This window comes from Planctomycetota bacterium, assembly GCA_035384565.1.
In the GTDB taxonomy this organism is placed as follows: Bacteria; Planctomycetota; PUPC01; order DSUN01; family DSUN01; genus DAOOIT01.
The window spans coordinates 92,421-113,006 of the sequence record DAOOIT010000014.1 but is presented as its reverse complement, the minus strand read 5'-3'; the positions used below and the strand labels follow the sequence as shown (position 1 = coordinate 113,006).

Here is a 20,586-nt window from a genome sequence, read left to right as displayed (position 1 = left end):
TGCCCTGGGCTATCCCATGCGAGCCCTTCAGGCTCCAGAGGCAATCACCCTGCCTACAATTCCGGCCCACACCCTGGGCGCTATTGCGTAGGGCGCGGCGTGGCGGCCGCCACGAGGCGCAGGTTCATCCGGCGCACGCGCTCGGCGAACGCGATGAGATCGGGCGGGGCGGGGGAGAGGCGGGCGACGTCGGCTGCGGCGCGGACAATGCCTCCCGCTGGCACGCACAGGCCGTCGGGCACGCTCACGCCCTCGACGAGGGCGAGGTGTAGCACAACGACCCCCTCGCCCAGGGTGGCATTGAAGACGACGCTGTTGAAGCCCACGAAGCACCGCGGGCCGATGCGGCAGGGGCCGTGGATGATGGCCCTGTGCGAGATCGAACTGCCGGCCTCAACGGTGACCGTTGTGCCCCCGAGGGCGTGAATCACGACGCCATCCTGGATATTCGCCTCGTCGCCGATGATGAGCGGGCTCACGGCGCCGTCGGGGCCGGGCTCGTCGGCGCGGAGCACGGCACCCGGGGCGATGAGCACTCTCTCGCCGATGACGACGTTGCCGATGACGGTCGCCGTGGGATGAATACAGGCGGAAGAGGCCACTCGCGGGCAGTCGCCACGGGCATTCGGCTCGGCGGCCATGAGGCAGTCCTCTTCAGGAATGGGCGAGAATCCAGTCAACAGCTTCGGCGATGCCGGGCACCACGACCGTGCCGGGGGATAGTTCCGCGCGGTGCTTGGCTCCGTGCCCGGTAAGCACGTAGAGACCGAGGGCGCCGGCGCGGCGGGCCAGCTCGACGTCATGCGGGTGGTCGCCGACGACCCACGAACGGGCGAGGTCGAGACCAAACTCCTGCGCGGCGCGGTGGAGGAAGTGGGGGTTGGGCTTGATGCAGGCGCAACCGTCCGAGCGCAGGTGCGGGCACGTGTAGACGCGGGAGATGGCGACTCCGGCCCGGGCGAGGACGGCGACGACATGGCGATTCACCGCCTCCACCTGCTCGGGGGTGAGGATGCCCTCGGCGACTCCGCGCTGGTTGGTGACGATGAACAGACGGTAGCGGCCCCCGAGCCGCGCGAGGGCGGGGGCCGCCTGGGGGAAGAAGACGACGTCGTCGGGATTGGCCAGATGCCCACGGTCCTCGTTCAGCGTGCCGTCGCGGTCGAGGAACACGGCCTGGGCCAGTGGCGTGGCGGCGTCGGGTGGAGCGTCGGTCACGCGGTGCGTCCCGTGGCGGCATAGGCGCGGTCGCGGACGGCCTGGTAGCCGAGGTGCGCGATCAGGTGGTCGAGCAGGATGATGGCGGTGAAGGCCTCGGCGACGGGCCAGATGCGGCCCACGATGGTCGGGTCGCGGCGCGTGATGGCCGCGAGGCCGCGGTTCTCGAGCGTGTACTTGTCAATGGTGTGCTGCGGCTTGTCAATCGTGGGCGTGGGCTTGACGGCCAGCCGGGCGACGACAGCTTGACCCGTCGTGAGACCGCCGGTGATGCCGCCCGCATTGTTCGAGTCGAAGACGACCTTGCCGCCCTCGCTGTGCATCGGGTCGTTGGACTGGATGCCGGTCATGTCCTTGACGGCGAAGCCTGCGCCGACCTCGACGCCCTTGACGGCGCCAATGCCGAGCATGCGGCCGAGTTCGGCGTCGAGCTTGTAGAAGACCGGTTCGCCGAGGCCGATGGGCACTCCCGTGGCGACGACTTCGACGACGCCGCCCGAGGAGTCGCCGGTGGCGGTGATGCGGTTGCAGGCGTCGAGCATGGCTTGGGCCGCATCGAGGTCGGGGCAGTTGACGACGTGGTGGACGCCGTATCTCTCGCGGACAGCCTGGGGGGAAAGGCGGGGCGCCTTGGCGCGGATGGCGTCAATCTCGCCCTCGATCTGGGCGAGGACGGCGGCTTTCTCGAGGAAGCGCATATCCATCGTGATGCGGTTTCGGACGTAGACCTCCTGGTAGAAGGGGTCGAGGTCGCAGCGCATGCGCTTGTAGGCCTGGGTGTAGGCGAGGGCGGCCTCGTGGGCGACCTCGCCGGCGCGCACGCCGGCCATCTCGCGGATGTAGGAGAAGACCTCGATGCCGAACAGGGCGAGGGCCTTCTTGGCCACGTGGCCCGCCGCGACGATGGTGGCGGTGTAGCGGCCGCTGAAGAACCCGGCGCCCACGGCGTCGTCGTCGGGGCCGTACTTGACGAACGAGGCGTAGGAGGCGTGGCCGGGCCGGGGGGTGCGGTTGGTGTCCTGGTACTGCTTCACGTGGATGAAGTGGCGGTCGAGGTTGGGGATGAGGATCGTGATGGGGGTCCCGTTGGTGTGGTTGCGGTTGCCGGCGCCCTCGATGGTGTCGGCGGCATTGAGGCCGGTGTAGATGACCGGCAGGTCGGGCTCCTTGCGGGGCGACGACAACTCGTCGGCGCCGGGCTTGCGAAGGAGCAGGTCCGCGTAGACCGCCTGTTCGGCGAGGAGCATGCCCGGGGGCGCGCCCTGGATGATCGTCGTGAGGCCGTCCTGGTACGAGCCGCCGGCGACGGTGACCTGGAAGTTGCGTCCGATGTGGCATCCCAGCATGGGCGTAGCTCCTTGTGGTTGTGCTGGCGGGGTTCCCGAACGGTCTGGGAGCCTGTCCAAGAATCCGCGTGGGACTGCGACGCCGGCGATTCTGGCCGCAGGCTAGGAGCACGGAGGAGGCGATGCAACGGAGAGCATCGCTGACGACGTGCGACAACGCCTGCGGCCAGAAGTCGCGGCGTCCCTTCGGGTTGCGGCGGCAGCGGGGCGTCTGCCGCGTTGCGTCTCCTCAGCGATGCGCTCCGTAGCATCGCCTGCGGAGCCGCGCCTTGCATCCGCCCCGCTGACGCCGGCAACGCAGCCCACGGGGATTCTTGGACAGGCTCCTAGGGATTGGCACAGCGAGGTCAACTTGGCCGGCAAAGCTGCCTTACAGGCGATGAAGGGGAGCCCGACTGTCCGAAAAGCCGCCGGGCCTCCGGCTCGGCGATGCCCGCATTATACTCGAAAGCAGCCGTCAGGACAACGTGATTTTGATCGACTCGCCCCTGCCGATGACGATCGGGCGGTCGAGCACGATGGCATAGCCGTCCTGGGTCCGCTCCACGCTGGCGCCGCGCGCGTGCCCCACGAAGCTGACAGCGACCTGGGTGGCCTTGCGGGTGATGAGCGGCGTGAGGATGCGGCGCAGCGACAGGCTGCCGTAATCCACGCGGATCGACAGGTCTTTCTCCCGCCCGCGGATCTTCTGCGCGTAGAGGCCCCAGCCCTCCGCGACGCTGAAGAAGGCGCGGAAGTCGCTCTCGAACAGCCGGGGAGCGAAGCCGATGGTCTGCGCGGCGGCCGAGTAGGTGAAGCCACTCAAGGCCGTGAGCAGCGCGTAGCTGGCCATCGAGCGGGCGTAGTGGTGGCCGCACTCGAACTCGTCCCAGGGGTTGCGCCGGTCGCCGCGGTGGCGGTCCCGCACGCCCTTGACGATGGCGAGGCCCTGCTCGACCATGCCTTCATAGAGCAGGTGGCTGGCCACCTGGTACTCGATGCCACACCAGACCTCGTCGCAGAACCAGAAGGCGTAGCCGGGGCGCTCGCCGCGCGGCCAGGTGGCGATGAGGAGGCCCGCCTCGTCGTTCACGGCGTAGATGCGGAGGGTGCAAGGGTGGTCGTGGAGCGTGCGGCGCCAGTTGTGACGGAAGATCGCCTGGAGGGCGGCGCGAACATTCGCCTTGTCGTACAGGTAGCCGAGGCCGAGCATCGCCGCCACCCACTGGCCGATGAGCTGATCTGCGAGGCAGCCTTTGCCGAACTGCCACCTGGGCCAGTCGGGGAAGCGGTCGTCCTTGCCGCGGTCGTTCACGCTCTTGTACGGCTCGGGCCAGAGATCATTGGCTCGGGGGTTGACCTTCTGTTCGTAGTATTCGCCGTTGAAGAGGTGCTTGTCGGTCCAGGCGGCTCCCTTGTCGAAGAGTGCGCGATAGGTGGCGGCCGCTTCGGTGTCGCCGACCACCTGGGCCAGCTCTTCGGCGGCGCGCAGGGCGCCCAGGTAGAGGCTGCCCGTCATCGTGTTGGGGCCCCACCACTCCATGTCGTAGGTGTTGTGCTGCACGCCCTCCATCACGCCGTCGCGATCGGCGTCCCAGTACTTCCAGGCGAACTCGAGGGCCTTGCGCACCAGGGGCCAGAGGCGGCGGAGCCAGGCCTCGTCGCCGCCGATCAGCCACTCGCGGTAGACCTGCATCACGAGGCCGTTCTGGCCGTCGGCCGCCGGCACGAAGCCCGCCTGCGCCCGGGTGCCGAGCGGCAGCGGCATGCGGAACTGGATGAAGCCGTCGTCGCTCATGGACCAGGTGAGGTGGGCGTCGAGCATGGACCGTTGGAGGCTGGGGAACAGGTAGGGGAGGGCCTGCGCGTAGTTCCACACGTGCGTGCACGAGCCCTCGCAGCAGCCCGAGGCGTTGTTGCAACCCTCGAAGCCGTAGAACGTGCCGTCCTCGAGCCGCAGGCACGTGGTGCTGCGGAGCACGGAGAGCTGCGAGCTCACGGCATCGAGCACGTAGCTCGGCAGGGTGGACGAGAAGAGCGTGTCGTGGAAGCGGCGGGTCTCCTCGTAGAGGCGGTCGTAGTTCGACACCACGTGCTCGGCCACGTCCCACGCGTTGCTCCATTGCGCGGCGTAGTAGTTGCGCCAGGTGGCTGCGCGCTCCGCGCCGTTCTCCGCTCGCCGCTTCTGCCAGTGCTCGACGATGGGGAAGTGCCAGGCGATGAAGAAGGGGATCACGATCTCCGAGGCGGGCCGGATGGCCGCGTGTACGGCCACCGTGCCCGTGTGCGACGTGGCTTCCGGGCCGGGCCGCGGCGGGAACTCGTCGCTCCAGGCCAGCGCCTCCCAGAGCTTGGCCAGGCCGCCCTTGTGGCGCGGGCACACCAGGGCCTCCTCCCGCATCGTCACCAGGGCCATCGAGCCGAACTGGGGCGAGGCCGGGTCGTGCTTGCTCGTGGTGAGGTAAAGGCCGGTGAAGCCCGGCCCCTCGCGCGCCTCATTCACCCGCCCCTCCGCGTCCGGGTGCCCCACGATGTTCGTGAGGTTGCCGTAGAGCGTCACCGTGATGTCGCGCCGCGAGGTGTTGCGCACGTGGTAGAGCAGAATCGCGGCCGGAATGCCCGAGTCCCGATCGTTCAGCGGGATCAGCGGGTTGAAGGCCTCGAGGGTCACGCGAACGGGCAGCGCGGGGTCGCGCAACTGCACGTAGGCGAAGGGGTATTCGCCCTTGAACGACACCTGGTCGAAGTGAGGCAGGCCCTCGCCCGCGTTGCGCGGCATCGAGTGGCCGCCGCCCACGTAGTCGCCGCCGGCGGGGCCCTGAAGGACTCGCGTCACCGCCTCCTTCCCCTCCTCGCGCACCTTGAGGGCGAAGAAGCAATCGGGCGGGCTGAAGCCCTTGGCCGGGCGGTTCAGGATCTCCCAGTCGCGGAGCTGCCCCCAGCCGCCCAGGCTGATCGTGCCCGTGCCGATGCCGCCGAGGGGAAAGGCGATCTGGTCGAGGTTGCGCCCGCGATACGTGAGCTGCGGGCCACGCCGGAAAAGGTCCTTGGCCGAGTATGGCAGCCTGCTCACGGCCACGAGGGCCTCCTTTCGAGGAAGAACCGAGCCAGGCGCACGTTGCGCAGAGACCCGAATTATAGCATCGCACCGCGCGCGGTCAAGGAAAATTCTGGCTCGTCAGGGTTCAGCGATCCCGTCATGCCCGCCGCTAGGAAGCGCGGGACGGGGGCTGCGGCTCCGGCGAGACCTCCCCATAACCCTATATGCCGCACCGCCTTACGCCCTCCGGCCATTCCCGCCCCCATACTTGCTCATCCCGCAGATGAGCGAGTATGGCCGGAGCCGCGAGAATCGCCAATCGTCGCCAATCTACCCATACTTGCTCACTTCCCCCTCTCAGGGTTGAGCAAGTATGAGCGGGGTGCGCTCACCAGGCGCTCGGCCGTGCCCGCCCGAGGGTCCGCCAGGTCCGCAGCGAGCAGGCATGCCCACGCCCCGCGCCAGACCAGGCGAGTCGAGATCGCCAAACCCAGAAGAACCGAAACTCCCGCATCCGCCCCGCCAGGCGCGTGGTCTTGTGAGGTGCTGAGCCCGGGGGTACAATACGGCCGACGCTCGCGGTGTCGGCATGCGACCGACCTCGTGCAACAGGAGAACCCCGCCATGACGCACGTCCGGCATGCTCTGCTGCTGACCGCCGCCGCGCTGGCCGTTGGCTGCGGAGGCGAGAAGAAGCCTGCTCTGGACCCCGCCCCGTTCAAGGCGGCGCTGGAGGAGCATCTGCGCACGGGCTCCATGGACATGAAGCCCGATGCCTTCGAGACCATCCAGGTGCGTGGCGACGAGGCCACCGCCAAGGTCCGCATGGCCACGAAGGACGACCTCTACGGCATGAAGCCGACTTGGACAGTCACGTTCGAGAGGACCGACAAGGGCTGGCGGGTCCGCGACATCAGGCGCTAGGAGCCTGTCCAAGAATCCCCGCTGGCGCCGCAACCCGAAGGGACGCTGCGGCTTCTGGCCGCACGCGTTGTCGCACCTCGTCGGCGATGCGCTCCGTTGCATCGCCTCCTCCGTGCTTCTAGCCTGCGGCCAGAATCGCAGGCGTCGCAGCCTCACGCGGATTCCTGGACAGGCTCCTAGACACCGCGGGGCGCCGGCGCCAAGGCAGCACCCGTTCCCGCGGGGTGGAAGGTCTGGCGAAAGGCGTTGCTGCCTCGATGCCGTGGTGAGCATGAGTAGCCGCTTCACCGCGGCAGGCCAGGACGCGGGGGCGGGCCCTTGGGGGCCTCGTCCTCGGTGAGGAAGCCGTCCCCGTTGCGGTCGAGATGGTCGAAGTGTTCCGGCGGACCGCCAAACTCCTCGCGCGAAACCTTCCCGTCCCCATCCCTGTCCTCGCGTTGCATCCAGGGGCTGACCGGTTGCGCCCCGGGCGGTTGGCGGGCCTCGACAGGCGGGCCTTGGGCGCGCAAGGTCACCCCCCCGCCCCGTACGCAGCGGGCGAAGTTTGCGATGCGCACGACGTCGCCCTGCGGCCCGCGACCGCGGGGGAACTGTGAAGGATCGCCGTCCTTGGGGTCGCTGCGCTGAGCGCCTGCTCCGTGCACGTCGAGGAGGGCAATCTGGCGGGTCCGCGGGTCCTCCATCCAGCCGAGCGCCCGACCGAAGGCGATGTACACGGCGGATTCGCCGCCGCGGGCGCTGGCGTGGGTGGTGCTTGTCCAGTAGCACGGGTAGTCGGGCTTGCCGCCTTCGTTCAGGATGCGGGTGGCCTGGAAGACCGGGGCGATGGCGGCCGACTGCGTGGCATCGGGCGAGCGGGTGTAATCCACGATGCTCTGAAGCTCCTTGGCGTCAGGCAGGCGCCAGTCGCAGTGCCCGGCGAGAGCGAGGCCCCCGGCGTACGCGAGGGCTTCCTGCCAGTTCATGCCCTTGCCGCTGTCGGCCTGCTGCCACATCAGGCCGGTGGCCCGGTCGGTGACCGTGCCATCGCCGTTGTCGCGGAAGTCGTTCCTGCCATAGTCGGGGTTGCCGCGCACGTAGAGCACGCAGTAGGTCTTCTCGCCCCGCGCAGGGTGGGGGCCGGCGGGATAGCCCTTGATGCGGCCGTCGGCGAAGTTGACGCCGAACATAGTGTCGTTGCCGCCCATTGTGGTGGCGACATACTTCGTGCACGTGGCGTATTGCGCATCAATGAGGCGCTCGCCCTTGGCAGGGTCGCCATACCGGAATACGAAGGCGCCGGCATCCAGGAACGGCCTGAGGCGGCCGGGATCGGTGCGGCGAGGGTCGGGGTCGGTGCCGGTGAAGTGGATGAGCGAGTAGAGCTCCTTGATGGTGGGGAGGCGCCAGTCGTCATGGCCGCCCAGCCGGCACTGGGCCGCGCCGGCCACGGCCTGGCGAAAGGTCTTCTTCTCGCCTGGGTCGCGCTGCCACGTGAGGCCCGTCACGAGATCCGTCACCGTGCCGTCGCCATTGTTCCTGTAGGCGGGGCGAGAGCCTTGGTACTGGGCATCCTGGCCGTAGTAGGGGGCGCCCTTGTCGGGATAGGGGATCTCTGTGCGCGCATCGTAGCAGCGGTCTTGCGCCGTGTCTACGATAGCGTAGGGGAGGCGCTCATTGCCGGCCCCCGGGCTCGCCAGCATGCCCAGCCAGGCCAGATGGGCGGCGGCCCGTGTGAGCATCGGGCGCCCCTCGGTCACGCCGAACGCCTGCGCCGGCACAGCAGCATCGAGGCGCCGAGAGCAACGAGGATGGTTGTGGCGGGCTCCGGGATGTTGCTGGCCTGCTGGAACGCGAGGTCGAAGCCCATCCCCGTGTCTGCCCCGCTGCCCGGGTCGGTGAGGTAGTTGATCAACGTTGCGGTGTTGCGGTCCCAGAGGGAGAACTTCTCGCCGTCCCCTGAAAGGTAGAGGGCGCCGGTCGCGAAGTCGAAGGCCACCCCATCGGGGTTGGGCCCGAGCGGGCCGCCGGGGTTGGCCGGGTTGCCGAGGTCGAAGGTGGGGGAGGCCCAGGGCGAGGAGTTTCCGCCGAAGTACTCCCAGGGGTAGCTGTCGTTGACGCCATTCATCACGAGGTTGCCGGGGATCTGGAAGAGCGTGCGTCGCACGCCGCCGGGGGCGATGCCGATGCCGACCAGATAGCCTGTGATCGGGTCGAAGGCGAGGTCCGAACGATACTCGCTGCCGTCGCCGTTCTGGCCGCCGCCCTGGAGGGTGACTTCGGTCGTCACGAAGGTGTTGCCGGAGCCGACGATGTAGCGGTAGATTTCGCTGTGACCGTAGCCGGTCATGTACAGGTTCTGGTCGGGGCCGATCGTGAAGCCGTCAATGATGCTGAGGCCGGGGGTCAGTGTGGTCTCGACCTGCTGGTTGATCAGGTTGTTGCTCCCGTCCAGGTCGGCCCGATAGAGGACGTGCGAGAAGTCGAAGGGGTACATGTAGTAGAGGCGGCGGTTGGCGTCCATGGCCAGGTTGGTGGAAGCCCCAATGATGGTGCCGCAGTCGTAGAAGGAGTTGGCCGTGACGTCGTAGCGCAAGATGTGAAACGGGCCGCCAAGGCCTCCGCTGTCGCTCTTGAGACCGAAGATTTCGATGGGCGCCGCCGAGGCCCCGCCGGCGAGCGCCAACGCCATTGCACAAGCGAACGCTCTCCTCGCCATCGAATGCTCCTTGTACCCTGCCGCGACGCGCGGGCGGCTACGCGCCGACGAGTCCACGGGCAGGCCGCGTGGACTCTGGCCGATGCGTTCATGCTAGCGCGGAGGCTGTACGCAGTCAACGGTCTTGTGGCCCACGCCGCCCCGCGCCGAGGCGGATCACCGCCTCGACGGCAAGGGCGATGAGGAAACAGGCGGTGTTGCCGACGACGGGCCAGAGGAGGAAGGTGAGCGATGACCTCATCATGAAGAAGAGGCAGACGTAGCTGAGCACGAAGCCCGCTATCGCGGCAACCCAGTGCACCCGCCACGGGAGGAACGCCAGGGCCATCAGGCCCAGGACGCCGTTGGTCGAGATCCCCATGATCTTGGCCCACACGTCCTGCGCCTGGGTGATCTGCATGAACGACAGGGCCATGAGCGTGGCGAGGAGGCCCCAGGCCCAGGTGAGGCCCTTGGCGACGTGGAGGTAATGCGCATCGTCGCGCTCGATGCGGCTGAAGCGCCGGTAGAAGTCCTCGATGCACACGGTGGAACTGGAGTTCATGCAGGCGTCAATGCTGGACATGGCGGCGGCGAATATCGCGGCGATGACGAGGCCCGCGAGGCCGGCCGGCAGGCGGCTGGCGACGAAGTAGGGATAGATGGCGTCGGCGCGCCCGTTCGCCACCAGGGCAGGCAGCGTGGCATCGGGCACCGTGGTGTAGTAGGCGAACAGCGCGGAGCCAATGAAGTAGAAGGCGAAGGCGAGCGGGATGTAGGCCAGGATCGCGATCCACACGCTGGCATTGGCCTTGCGCGTCGAGGCCGTGGTCAGGTAGCGCTGGGTCATGTCCTGCTGGGTGCCGTAGATGCGGATCGTCTGGAAGATTGTCTCGAGCACCAGCCAGACGGCCACCACCTGGGTGAGGTCGGCCCTGGGAAAGCCGGGCTCGACGAGGCGGAACTTGTGGAAGGCGGCCGTGACGCGGGCGAACTCGGCCAGGCCCGTGTCGGCCAGCACGAAGACCACGCTGAGCGCGGCGCCCAGGACGATGAAGAACGCCTGCGCGAGGTCGGTCCAGATCACGGCCTCGATGCCGCCGATGGCCGTGTAGGCGGTCACCACGGCGCCCATCACCACGATCGTCCACACCAGCGGGAAGCCCGTGATGATGCTGAACGCGAGCGCCGGCAGGTAGAGCACCAGGCCCATCCGGGCGATTGAGAAAATGACGAATGAGAGTGAGGCGAGGAGGCGCGCCGACACGTGGACGCGCTGTTCGAGATACTGGTACACGCTGATCACCCCCGCCTCGCGGTAGCGCGGCAGCACGAAGCGCGTGATGACGAACGCGGTGATGACCAGGAAGGGGAGTTGGATGGCCCACGTCCAGTCCTTGTTGCTGAAGGCCGAGGCGGAAAGGCCCATCATCGTAAACGCCGAGAGGTACGTGGTCATGAGCGAGATGCCGACGACGATGTGGTTGAGCTTCCCCTCGGCGATGAAGAAGCCGCGCGTGCCCGAGATGCGGCGGCTGGTCCACCAGCCGATGGCGAGCATGCCGCCCAGGTAGAGGAGCACCATCGCGTAGTTGGCCACGCCGAAGCTTCGCTTGGGTATCTCGATTCGCGCCACCTGCCACGCCCCGTCCCTCAGCTCGAAGTCCACCTTCCACGTGCCCGCGCCCTCGTGGGCGTCGGACCGCACAACGACCTTGACGCTGGCTTCGGCGACGGGGCCGCGGGGGCGGAGTTCCTCGAAGCCCAGGACTTCGACCCTCATCGGCGTCTCGAGGTGCCCCTCAATCTCCTCGTGGACCAGGATGCCTCGCAACTTGGCGTCCACGTGCTCCTCGAGCGCCTTCTTGAAGGGCTCGGGGTCAATCAGCGGCAGGGCGGGGGGCGGCGTGGCGGCCAGGGCCGCGGAGGACGCGGCGAGCAGGGCGATGGTCAGGAGTCTCATCATGGTGGTCTCCCGTGGGGGCATGGGCCTGATGGCACGCCCAATATAACCGTGTGTGCGGGAGGGCGCAAGGGGCGAGCCGGCGCGTGAGGCGGCCGTCCGACCTGTCGGACCGGTCTGACCTGTCCGAGCCGTCGGGCCCTGTGCCCGAGGATCTATGGCGCAACCACCGCAAGCCCCTCGCGGGCCACGACGGCCTCCAGGCGGCGCACTTCGTCGGTGCTTTGCGGCTTGGCCTGGGGCAGAGGATAGGGGCGGCGGAGCCACGAGTACTTGCCCGAGGCCGCGGGGTTGAACGGCAGGAGCGTCAGGCGCCGCGCACCGCAGCCGCGCGCAAGCCGGGCGATGGCCGCCACGTCGGCGGGCGAGTCATTGCAGCCGGGGATGAGCGGCACGCGAACGATCACGTCTGCGCCACGGGCGAGGAGGCGGCGGAGATTGTCGGCGAGGGGGGCCAGCTCGACGCCGACGTTGCACCTGTGGCGGGCGGGGTCGGCGTCCTTGAGGTCGTAGAGAAAGAGGTCGGTCACATCGGCCAGGCGGGCAAGGCGTTCCCAGGCCGTGCCGCCGCAGGTCTCGACGGCCACGTGGACGCCGCGCCCGCGGCAGAGCGTGGCAACGGCGACGGCGAAATCGGCCTGAAGCGTCGGCTCGCCGCCGGTGAGCGTGATCCCGCCGCCGCTGCGGTCGAAGAAGGGCTTGAGCCGTTCCGCTGCGTCGGCCACCTCGCCCGCCGTGGTCTCATCCCCCTTCAGTTCCAGCGCCTCGGCGGGACACGTCGCGATGCACTCGCCGCATTGGCGGCAGCGGGCCCGATGCTCGGGCATCTGTTCGAACCAGGGTGGCAGCCTCGCGGCGCACAGGCTGGCGCAAGCTCCGCACCTTCGGCAGCGGGCCTCATACCAGGCGATCTCGGGCTTGGGGGCGATGGATTCGGGGCTGTGGCACCACACGCACCGCAGCGGGCAGCCCTTGAAGTACACCGTCATCCGCAGCCCCGGGCCGTCGTGCGTGGCCGTCTGGTCCAGTGCGAAGATCAGGCCGCGTTGGGAGCGAAGGGCAGCGGTGTCGGTCACAGTTCCAGCTCGGTGCGGGCGAGGATGTCCTCCTGGGCTTTGGGGGGCAGGAGGGTGAAGGGCACCAGGTAGCCGCCGATGCGGACGAGCAGGTCCGCGTGGTTCTCGGGGTGCGCCTGGGCGTCGCGCAGGACCTCGCTGCTCGCCAGGTCCACCTGCACCTGATAGGTGCCGAGGTCCATCGCCGCCTCGATCATCGCCTTGAGCCGCTCGACGCCGCCCTCGGCAGCGAGCGAGTTGGCGCCGAAGCGGACGTTGAACGTGATGCCGCCGAGTCCACGCGACTGGTCGAAGCCCGAGGCCGACAGGACGAGCGAGGGGAAGCCCTTGACCCTCACGCCGCTGCGATGGGCGAGCGAGTGCGCGAGCGGCTGGCCGGCGAGGCGCCCGTCGGGCGTGGCTGCCGTCTGCTCGCCGAAGTGTATCCACACGGTCCAGCCGAGGAAGCCGGGGAGCACCGGGCCGCCGAAGAGGCTGGTGTGGCCCTCGAGATAGGTGCACCAGGCGCCGGCCACGTCGGCGAAGAGCTGGTTGACCCACGGCACGTCGTTGCCGTGCTTCGGGCATTCGCGGACGATGGCGCGGCGAAGGCCCTCGTGGCCCGCGAAGTTCGCGCAGATGGCCGCTCGGAAGTCGTCGAGGGTGAAGCGCTTCTCGTCCTGCACCAGCACCTTCACCGCCGCCAGGCCGTCCACGACGTTCGATGTGCCGACCGCCTCGGGTTGGAGGAAGGTGTAGAGGCAGCCGCCCTGGGCGATGTCGCGCCCGCGCTCCAGGCAGCCCTGGATGAAGCACGACAGCAGGGGGAAGAGGCGGTACATCGAGGCGTGCCACTGGTCGCGGAGCACGCGGGCCACGGCCTGGTGGGCGTCGTACTCGAGCTGGCGGACGAAGGCGTCCCGCAGTTCGGCGAACGTCTGCGGCAGGCCTGTGCGGGGACGGCTGGGCTCGTTCGTGCCGGGCGCCTGGCCGTCGAAGAGGGCGTGGAGGAGCGATTGGGCGATGTTGACGTAGGGGTGTGCGACCCAGGGGTTGGTGCGGCCGGCGATGGAGGTCTCCGTGCACGTGCTCGGCAGATGGTCCACTGCGTGCTCGAAGGGGATGCCCTTGCGGACGAGGCCGCGGACGATCACCTCGTCGTTGAAGAAGGCCGGCTGGCCGTTGCCGTTGCGCAGGAGGGCGACGCAGCAGCGCAGGAACTCGGCGTCCATGCCGCGATGCCACGAGATGTCGCAGCCGGGGAAATACATTCGCACGCGGCCGCAGGCCTCGAGGAACCTGTAGGAGAGCTCGTTCGTGGCGTCCGAGCCGTCGGGCTTGCGGCCGCCGAGGACGAGGATGACGGCGGACATTCCCCGCCCCTCGAACTCGTTGCACTTGATGAAGAGCTGGTCGAGGAGGGCCTCGAGCGTGGCGTCGTCCAGGATGCCCGCCTCGCGGTCGCGGAGGTAGTAGGGGAGGAGATACTGGTCGGGGCGGCCGGGGCCGAAGCAGTGGTGGCTCTCGCTGGCCTCCAGGCACACGGCGAGGTAGAGGAACCACACCAGTTGGAGCGCCTCGCGGAACGTGCGGGGCGGCTCGTAGGCGATGTGGTCGCAGACCGCGGCAATTGTCCGCAGTTCCTCCGCCCACCACCGCTCGGTGGTGGGAGGAGTTGCGGGCGGGACGTCCCCGTCCCGCGGGCCGAGCTGTCGAACTGTCGCGCTTTCGCGCGAAAGCGCGACAGTCCCCCCATCGCCCGCTCCCTCCGCCAGGTGGCGGGCGAGGTCGGCGTAGCGGCGGATGAGGTGCTGGAGGGCTTCGAGCGACAGGCGGGCGGAATCGTAGAATGCCTGTCTCTGGGGCGTCGCCAGGTCGAGGTGTTCGAGACGGAGACGAAGCTCCTCGATGCGGCGGAGCGTGCCCCCGATGCCGTCGCGGAGCAGCGTCGGGTAGTCGGGCGCCATGTGGCCCTCAGACGCCCAGACCCAGTACGTCTGCGTGCGGAGATAGGCGGCGGCATCCTGGATCGCCTTCTTCGTCACCTCATCGGGGCGGCTGTTGGGGTGCCAGCCCACCAGGATTTCGCCGCGGCGGATCTTGATCGGCATCTTCTCGAAGATGCGGCGGGTCGCCTTCGCCGTCCGCATCCCGCGATAGACCTCGCCCTCGCTCTCGCGGAACGCCTCGGCCACGAGCAGCAATCGCTCCGAGAACGAGGCCGCGTCTCGCCGCACCTCTTCCCGCAGTTCGCGAGTCGCCGCCGCCAACTCGCCACAGGTCGCCACAGTTGTTGCCATGCCGACAGCCATCTCTTGATTGCCGGGAGCGGCATTCGGTAACCCCCCAGAGCTTACATCGCGCGCACGGTGCGAGTCAACCGCCGGCTCGCCTTTCCTTGACAGCCGCCCGGAATGTTGGCAGCATAGAGCAGGCGCAAGGAGCCGCGCATGAGTCGGATCTCCGTGGACATCCGCAAGGGCGACATTACGCGGGTCAAGGCCGCGGCCATCGTGAACCCCGCCAATACCACGGGCGCGATGGCGGAGGGAGTGTCGCTGGCCATCCGCCGCGCGGGCGGCCAGGCCATCGAGGACGCGGCCATCGCCGAGGCGCCCATCCCCGTGGGGATGGCGGTGGCGACGACGGCCGGCTCGTTGCCCTTCCGCCACGTGATTCACGCGGTTTCGATGCGGCGGCCCCGCCAGCGCATTCCGCCCGAGAACATCGCCGAAGCGACGAAGGCGGCCATCGAGTGCGCCGACCGCCTCGGCTGCGAGAGCCTGGCCATTCCCGACCTCGGCGTGCGCATGGGCAAGGTATCGCCCGCCGACGCCGCCCGCGCGATGCTCGACGCCATCGCGGCAACGAGGACGGCCACGCTCCGCCACGTAGTGCTGGTTGACGTGGACAAGCGGCTCTACGAGGCCCTGCGCAAGGCCCGCCACACCGAGGACGAGGAGGTCGAGCACCCCCACGGCGGCCCGGGCGAGCGCCGCCTGCCCCGCACCGAGGCCCCCAACCGCCGCCGCAACCGCCACCGGTCGCTCGGCTACGGCCGCTGACAGGAGACGCCCATGTCCATGAGACGGCTCAAAGTCGGCACCATCGGCCTCCGCGCCGGCCACCCGCGCCAGTGGGAGGGCAGCTCGCTCGTCGAGACCCATGGCGTGTGCGACACCGACGAGGCGCTCCTGCGCACCGTCGCTCGCGAGTGCGGAGCAAAGGTGGCTTCCACCGACTACCGCGACCTGGTGAATTGCCCCGAGATAGACATCATCTTCGTTGCGTCGCCCGACCAGTGGCACTGCGAGCAGGCCTGCGCCGCCCTCCGAGCCGGCAAGCACGTCCTGTGCGAGAAGCCGATGGTGATGACACTCGAAGAGTGCGACCTTCTCGTGCGCACGGCCGACGAGACGGGCGGCAAGTTCCTCGTCGGCCAGGTGTGCCGCTTCGCGCCCGGCTTCGCCATGGCGAAACGCCTTATCGCCGAGGGGCTGATCGGCGACCTGTTCTTCCTCGAATCCGAATACGCCCACGATTACACGCACATCAAAGGTGTGGGCGGCTGGCGCGTGGACCCCGTGCGCCTGCGGCACCCGTTCCTCGGCGGCGCCTGCCACGCGGTGGACCTGCTCCGCTGGATCGGCGGCGACGTGGCGGAGGTGTTCGCCTACGCCAATCGCAAGGTGCTCACCGATTGGCCTGTGGACGACTGCACCATCGCCGCGATGAAGTTCGCCCGCGGCGGCGTGCTGGGCAAGGTCTTCTGCGGCATCGGCGTCAAGCGCCCCTACACCATGCGCAGCGTCTTCTACGGCACGAAGGGCACAATCATCGCCGACAACACCTCGCCCGAGATTCAGGTCGCCAGCGAGAAGGCGTTCGGCCACCAGCGTTTCGCATCGGTGCCCGTGGACATTGCGAGCCACAACAAGCGCGCCGAGATGGACGCCCTGGCCCGCGCCATCCTCGACGACACCGAGGTGGAACTCGACGAGCGCGAGGGCGCCCGCACCGTGGCCACCTGCCTCGCCGCCGTCCAATCCGCCGCCACGGGCAAGCCCGTGGCCGTGAGGAACCAGTGGTGACCGGCCCGATGACTTGACACCCCCGGCCCGCGGTCGTAGACTCACCAGCGTGTTCGTGGACGTGGATGTGGGCACAGAGAAGGAGACACGGAATGACGCGGCGATGGATGCTGGGCGTGCTGGCCCTGGCGGCCTTCGGCCTCAACGCACAGGGCGGCGAGAAGATCAAGCTCTTCTTCCTCCAGGGCGGCGGTCACGACTGGAAGGGCAACTTCGCCATCCTCCAGCCGATCCTGGAGAAGCTGGGCGACTTCGAGATCACCGCCTCGAACGACATGGACGAGTTGAAGGCCGACAACATCAAGAAGTACAACCTGATCCTCTTCTACGGCTCGGGCCTCAACTTCAAGGACCCCGAGCAGGAGAAGGGCCTGATCGAGTTCGTCAAGGGCGGCGGCGCCTTCGCCGGCATCCACTCGGCGACCGACTCCTTCAAGAACTCCGAGGCCTACTGGCAGATGATCGGCGGCCGCTTCAAGGGGCACGGCGGAGGCAAGTTCTGGACCCGCATCGTGGACAAGGAGCACGTGATCACCAAGGGGCTCGAGGACTTCGAAATCCAGGACGAGACGTACAGCCACAACTACGCCAAAGGCTTCGAGCCGCACTCGCTGGTGAAGATTGACCGCGGCAACGAGCAGCAGAGCATGGGCTGGTGCCACGAGTACGGCAAGGGCCGCGTGTTCTACACGAGCCTCGGCCACGGCCGCGAGGCTTGGGTGAACCCCTCCTTCCAGCGCCTCGTCATTCGGGGCCTCTACTGGGCCGTCGGCCGCGAGCCGAAGGACCCGCCGGCCCCCGAGCCTGCGCCCGAGAAGAAGTGAGTCCCTGACGCGCGACCCGTGACGCGTGATGAAGAGAAGGCGTCCCGCATGCGCGGAGCGCCGCTTTGGGCTTGCCGGGCTCGCCGCCCGGGGTGGCCATGCCCCGCAAGCAGTCTGCATCACCCGCGGACGCGATCCTCTCTATGGGCTGCTGATGAACTCGATAGGGACGTGATGCGTCGAACGTGATACGTGAGAGACGACGCGCGGCGCGTCCGCCGAGCCAGGAGAGGGCGCCCAACTCGGTCATTCCGAGAGGAGCGTAGCCGAGGAATCCCGCTGCTCCGCAATCCCGAGAGAGGTGCTTCGACTTCGCTCGGCATGCCGGGCTTTGGGGGGCGCGGGACGGATCCGAAGGATGCGTGATACGTGATGCGTGAGAGGCCGGAAGAAGGCCAGGATATGCCCGCCTTCTCTTCTCACGCAGTACGCATCACGCATCACGCATCACGCATCAGGCATCAGGCATCACGCATTACGCATCGCGTATCACGCATCACGTATCACGTATCACGGTTGCATCACCACACACAGTTGCACGCCGGCCGTTCGGGGTTCAGTCCGCACGCCTCCCACGCCTCTCGCTCTTCAAGGCACAGAGCGACGGGCATCTCGGGCGCGTGGCAGCGAATCTCGCCGAGGATGTGGCGGTAGAGTTCCGCCCGCAGCTCGCGGGGAAAGCGGCGGCGTCCGTCGGGCGAGGGCGTCGGGGCGAGGTGGCGGGCGATCAGGTTGTCGCTGCCCAGCGCTCCGGCCGTGAGGCGCAGGGCCGTGCCGTAGCTGCATATGCCGCCCAGGGTGATGCGGTCAGGCCGCGTCGCCGCGAAGATCGCCTCGACAAGCTGAGAGTAGTGTTGCCGCCAGCCCTCCACGGGCAGGATGGGCATGACAAGGAAGCGAACGAGATAGCCCGCCTGCTGACACCGGCGGGCCGCATCGAGCCGGCGGTCGAGCGAGGGTGCGCCCGCCTCGAACTCATCGCACACGGCCTCGGGGTTCACGCTCCACGACACGACCGAATGGCCGCGGTGGGCCACGGCGAGCAGGTTCTCCACGCAGTCGCTCTTCGTGAGCATCACGAGCCGTGCGAGGGGCTGCTCGGCGAAGAAGGGCACGAGCACGCGGCTGAAGCCCGTCAGCGGGTCGAGGGCGAGGGCGTCCTGGAGCTTGCCGATGTAGAAGCTGGTCGGCTCGGCGAGGTGTCGCGCGCGGCGGGCGACGGCGGCCAGGGCGTCCTCCAGGTTCACGAAGACCTTGGCCACGGGCGCCACCACCGTGGAGCACGAGCCGGCGAGGTAACAGTAGGCACAGGCGTAGGAGCAATAGGCCGTGGGCGAAACGTGCAGGTAGTTGGGGCAGACGATGCCGCGCTCGCGCGACTGGCGCAGCGGCGAGGCGATGGTGCCGACGACGAGGATGCGGCGGCCGGCCGCGCGGCGGGCGGCGTCGCCCCGGGGCAGGAGGCCCCCGACTTGCATGTGGGTGCGGTCGAGGACATCGAGGCGCTCGGCGTCGGGGTAGACTGTGAGGAGTCGCTCGACCCAGGCCCGGCGCGGCGCGGTGCCGAGCGCGCCGCGCGTGAGCACGATGCGCTCGGGGCGGAAGCCCGACGCCTCGCGCGGCTCATAGGTCGTCAGGTGCTCATGGACCGAGTTGCTCAAGCTTGGCCTTGGCCTGTTCGGCGAAGACGCTGTCGGGATAGGTGCTGATGATCTTCTGGAGGAGGGCGCGCGCCTCGGGTGTCTTGTTGTTGGCGATGAAGTTGTTGGCCAGGGCGAGCCAGGCGCGGCAGTCGTTGCGCATCTTGGCGGGGTTGGGCTCGGGAGGGGCCTCGGCCTTCTCGGTCACCTTAGGCTTCGGCTGGTCCTGCGGCCTGTTGGCGAGGGCGTCGAGGCGCTCGGCGACGGCCGCGGCGATGGGGGTGCCGAGGAACTGCTCGCGGAGCTTCTCGTAGGCGGCGGCCGCGGCGTCGGGCTGCGCCTTGGCCTGCTCGTCGAGCTTGGCGAGGCGCTCTTTGCCGGCATCGGCGACCTGCTGAAGCACGGCGTTGGCCCTGGCGACGTAGTCGTCGCTGGGCTTGAGGTCGAGGAGTTCCTTGGCCGCGGCGTAGGCCTCGCCGAACTTGCCGGCCTTGAGGGCGGCGTCGGCCTTGGCCACGCACGAGCGGGCCTTGGTGCGTTCCCAGGCGTTCATCCCGGTGGTGAGCTTGTAGAAGAAGTCCTTGGTCTTGTCGCGCGCCCGGGCGTCGAAGGTGTGGGCCACGCCCTTGAGCCAGAGGGTCTGGACCTCGAACTTCCTGTCCTGGGCGGCTTTGGCGAACTTCTGGGCTTCGGCGATGCGGTTGGGCGTCTTGTCGTCCAGCCCGCACGTCACGAGGAAGGCGACGGAGCGGGCTCGAGGGCTGGGGTCGTCCCACTTGTCGGGCGAGTGCGCGGCACAGCCGAGGACGGAGGCGGCGTTGTCGAGCGCGTAGCGGTGGGCGAAGGCGGCACCCTCGGCAAAGCCGACGAGGACGATCTTGGGCTGGAGGCGGAAGTCGGCCTGGACCTCTTTGAGGATGGCCTTGAGCTTGCTGCCGGCCCCTTTGGCAGGGTCCTGGAAGTCCCCCTTGAAGGTCGGGGCCAGCACGATGCCGCCCCCCTCGTCGGCGATCTTGCTGAGCCCAAGCGCGCCGGCGCCGTCGCCGTTGGCGGCATGCACCGCCACGAGCAGCCAGGCGGGTGCCTTGGGGTCGTGGTTCTTGGGCAGGTAGAGGAAGTATTCCTGGCCGGGGTCGGCCTTGAGTTTCCGGGGCGTGTCGGCCGGAGGCGCGCCGGCCAGCGCTGCCGAGTAGGACACGGTGGCCAGCGCCAGGGTGAGTGCGGCGAGAGCTTGCATCACGGCAGCGGGTTCTCCTTTCTGACCCCCATTGTACCGGTTGTGCCTCTGCGTGCAAGGACTACTCCGGCCGCGAATCAGCCTGCATTTTCCCGTGCAGCGACGAGAGTCTCGCGTGTCGAGAACCATCGCACGCGGGACGCTCGCGGCTACGCAAGACACGGCAAGCGGCGCAGTTGCGGTCGGCTTCGACAGGCGAGTCGCTCATCGCCACCTGTGGCAATACAGGATGGGCTGCGGCCTGGGTTGTGAGCGAGCGTGGGGAAGCACACAGGCGCCGCTGGAGTGTGGCGCGGGCGTGGCGCCTTCCCGGGTGCCCTCGGGAGCCAGGACGTGTGTCGTCTCGGGAGGCGGGGCACGCGGGCGCCCATGTGGGGGATTCCTGCAACCTGTTCACCATGCTGTATCATCCCTGTGGGGGGGGAAAGTGATACAGCATGGCAATAGCGGCCCCGGAAGCCCCCGGATCGCCAAAGCGCCATGCTGTATCACGTGTGATGGGTGTGGTAGAGCGCGTCGCGGATGAGCATGGAGGCGGGGCGTTCGCCGACAGCGGTCCTGCCCGCAACAGGCAGACCTGCTTGCGGCGCCG

Annotated in this window: 15 protein-coding genes; 4 read left to right on the top strand and 11 right to left on the bottom strand. The window is 68.6% G+C overall.

All coding sequences use genetic code 11. The features are described 5' to 3' along the window. Positions 1-80: 80 nt before the first annotated feature. From PLE19_07545 to PLE19_07530, 4 genes are all read right to left on the bottom strand, one after another. Positions 81-641: a carbonate dehydratase gene (locus PLE19_07545; protein ID HPD14786.1), complete on the bottom strand. Its 561-nt coding sequence runs from the start codon at positions 639-641 to the stop codon at positions 81-83. A gap of 13 nt (positions 642-654) precedes the next feature. Beyond that, positions 655-1,218, bottom strand: coding sequence for an HAD family hydrolase (locus tag PLE19_07540; protein ID HPD14785.1), 564 nt, complete (start codon positions 1,216-1,218; stop codon positions 655-657). Next, positions 1,215-2,564, bottom strand: a complete 1,350-nt coding sequence (locus tag PLE19_07535; protein ID HPD14784.1) for a chorismate synthase — start codon at positions 2,562-2,564, stop codon at positions 1,215-1,217. Before PLE19_07535 ends, PLE19_07540 begins: the two co-directional genes overlap by 4 nt. 457 nt (positions 2,565-3,021) lie before the next feature. Further along, entirely contained in the window at positions 3,022-5,616 is a 2,595-nt protein-coding gene (locus PLE19_07530) for a GH116 family glycosyl hydrolase (protein HPD14783.1), read from the bottom strand. Positions 5,617-6,207: 591 nt separating this feature from the next. Between PLE19_07530 and PLE19_07525 the strand changes: the two genes are divergently transcribed. Continuing rightward, complete coding sequence (locus tag PLE19_07525; GenBank protein HPD14782.1) at positions 6,208-6,507, top strand: hypothetical protein; 300 nt, start codon at positions 6,208-6,210, stop codon at positions 6,505-6,507. Positions 6,508-6,791: 284 nt separating this feature from the next. Here the strand turns inward: PLE19_07525 and PLE19_07520 are convergent, their stop codons facing one another. From PLE19_07520 to PLE19_07500, 5 genes are all read right to left on the bottom strand, one after another. Beyond that, positions 6,792-8,228: a DUF1566 domain-containing protein gene (locus tag PLE19_07520; protein ID HPD14781.1), complete on the bottom strand. Its 1,437-nt coding sequence runs from the start codon at positions 8,226-8,228 to the stop codon at positions 6,792-6,794. Between the two features lie 14 nt (positions 8,229-8,242). Beyond that, complete coding sequence (locus tag PLE19_07515; protein HPD14780.1) at positions 8,243-9,205, bottom strand: PEP-CTERM sorting domain-containing protein; 963 nt, start codon at positions 9,203-9,205, stop codon at positions 8,243-8,245. Between the two features lie 115 nt (positions 9,206-9,320). Further along, positions 9,321-11,150: a sodium/solute symporter gene (locus PLE19_07510; protein HPD14779.1), complete on the bottom strand. Its 1,830-nt coding sequence runs from the start codon at positions 11,148-11,150 to the stop codon at positions 9,321-9,323. 152 nt (positions 11,151-11,302) lie between these two features. Next, positions 11,303-12,223, bottom strand: a complete 921-nt coding sequence (locus tag PLE19_07505) for a glycyl-radical enzyme activating protein (GenBank protein HPD14778.1) — start codon at positions 12,221-12,223, stop codon at positions 11,303-11,305. Beyond that, on the bottom strand, positions 12,220-14,502 hold the full coding sequence (locus PLE19_07500) for a pyruvate formate lyase family protein (GenBank protein HPD14777.1): 2,283 nt from the start codon (positions 14,500-14,502) through the stop codon (positions 12,220-12,222). The genes PLE19_07505 and PLE19_07500 overlap by 4 nt, the downstream gene beginning before the upstream one ends. Positions 14,503-14,652: 150 nt before the next feature. Here PLE19_07500 and PLE19_07495 point away from each other — a divergent pair, with 150 nt between their 5' ends. The 3 genes from PLE19_07495 to PLE19_07485 all read left to right on the top strand — a co-directional run bounded on the left by PLE19_07495 (position 14,653) and on the right by PLE19_07485 (position 17,117). Further along, complete coding sequence (locus PLE19_07495) at positions 14,653-15,267, top strand: macro domain-containing protein (GenBank protein ID HPD14776.1); 615 nt, start codon at positions 14,653-14,655, stop codon at positions 15,265-15,267. A gap of 12 nt (positions 15,268-15,279) precedes the next feature. After that, on the top strand, positions 15,280-16,293 hold the full coding sequence (locus tag PLE19_07490; GenBank protein HPD14775.1) for a Gfo/Idh/MocA family oxidoreductase: 1,014 nt from the start codon (positions 15,280-15,282) through the stop codon (positions 16,291-16,293). A 92-nt stretch (positions 16,294-16,385) separates the two neighbouring features. Then, positions 16,386-17,117, top strand: a complete 732-nt coding sequence (locus PLE19_07485; GenBank protein HPD14774.1) for a ThuA domain-containing protein — start codon at positions 16,386-16,388, stop codon at positions 17,115-17,117. Positions 17,118-17,638: 521 nt separating this feature from the next. Here PLE19_07485 and PLE19_07480 read toward each other — a convergent pair. Continuing rightward, entirely contained in the window at positions 17,639-18,778 is a 1,140-nt protein-coding gene (locus PLE19_07480) for a hypothetical protein (protein ID HPD14773.1), read from the bottom strand. Beyond that, complete coding sequence (locus PLE19_07475; protein HPD14772.1) at positions 18,759-19,994, bottom strand: dienelactone hydrolase family protein; 1,236 nt, start codon at positions 19,992-19,994, stop codon at positions 18,759-18,761. Before PLE19_07475 ends, PLE19_07480 begins: the two co-directional genes overlap by 20 nt. Between the last annotated feature and the right edge of the window lie 592 nt (positions 19,995-20,586).

Coding starts and splice junctions, on each gene's coding strand:
- PLE19_07545 (HPD14786.1), bottom strand. CDS start 641: ATGGCCGCCGAGCCGAATGCCCGTGGCGACTGCCCGCGAGTGGCCTCT.
- PLE19_07535 (HPD14784.1), bottom strand. CDS start 2,564: ATGCTGGGATGCCACATCGGACGCAACTTCCAGGTCACCGTCGCCGGC.
- PLE19_07525 (HPD14782.1), top strand. CDS start 6,208: ATGACGCACGTCCGGCATGCTCTGCTGCTGACCGCCGCCGCGCTGGCC.
- PLE19_07520 (HPD14781.1), bottom strand. CDS start 8,228: ATGCTCACACGGGCCGCCGCCCATCTGGCCTGGCTGGGCATGCTGGCG.
- PLE19_07515 (HPD14780.1), bottom strand. CDS start 9,205: ATGGCGAGGAGAGCGTTCGCTTGTGCAATGGCGTTGGCGCTCGCCGGC.
- PLE19_07510 (HPD14779.1), bottom strand. CDS start 11,150: ATGATGAGACTCCTGACCATCGCCCTGCTCGCCGCGTCCTCCGCGGCC.
- PLE19_07500 (HPD14777.1), bottom strand. CDS start 14,502: ATGGCAACAACTGTGGCGACCTGTGGCGAGTTGGCGGCGGCGACTCGC.
- PLE19_07495 (HPD14776.1), top strand. CDS start 14,653: ATGAGTCGGATCTCCGTGGACATCCGCAAGGGCGACATTACGCGGGTC.
- PLE19_07490 (HPD14775.1), top strand. CDS start 15,280: ATGTCCATGAGACGGCTCAAAGTCGGCACCATCGGCCTCCGCGCCGGC.
- PLE19_07485 (HPD14774.1), top strand. CDS start 16,386: ATGACGCGGCGATGGATGCTGGGCGTGCTGGCCCTGGCGGCCTTCGGC.
- PLE19_07475 (HPD14772.1), bottom strand. CDS start 19,994: ATGCAAGCTCTCGCCGCACTCACCCTGGCGCTGGCCACCGTGTCCTAC.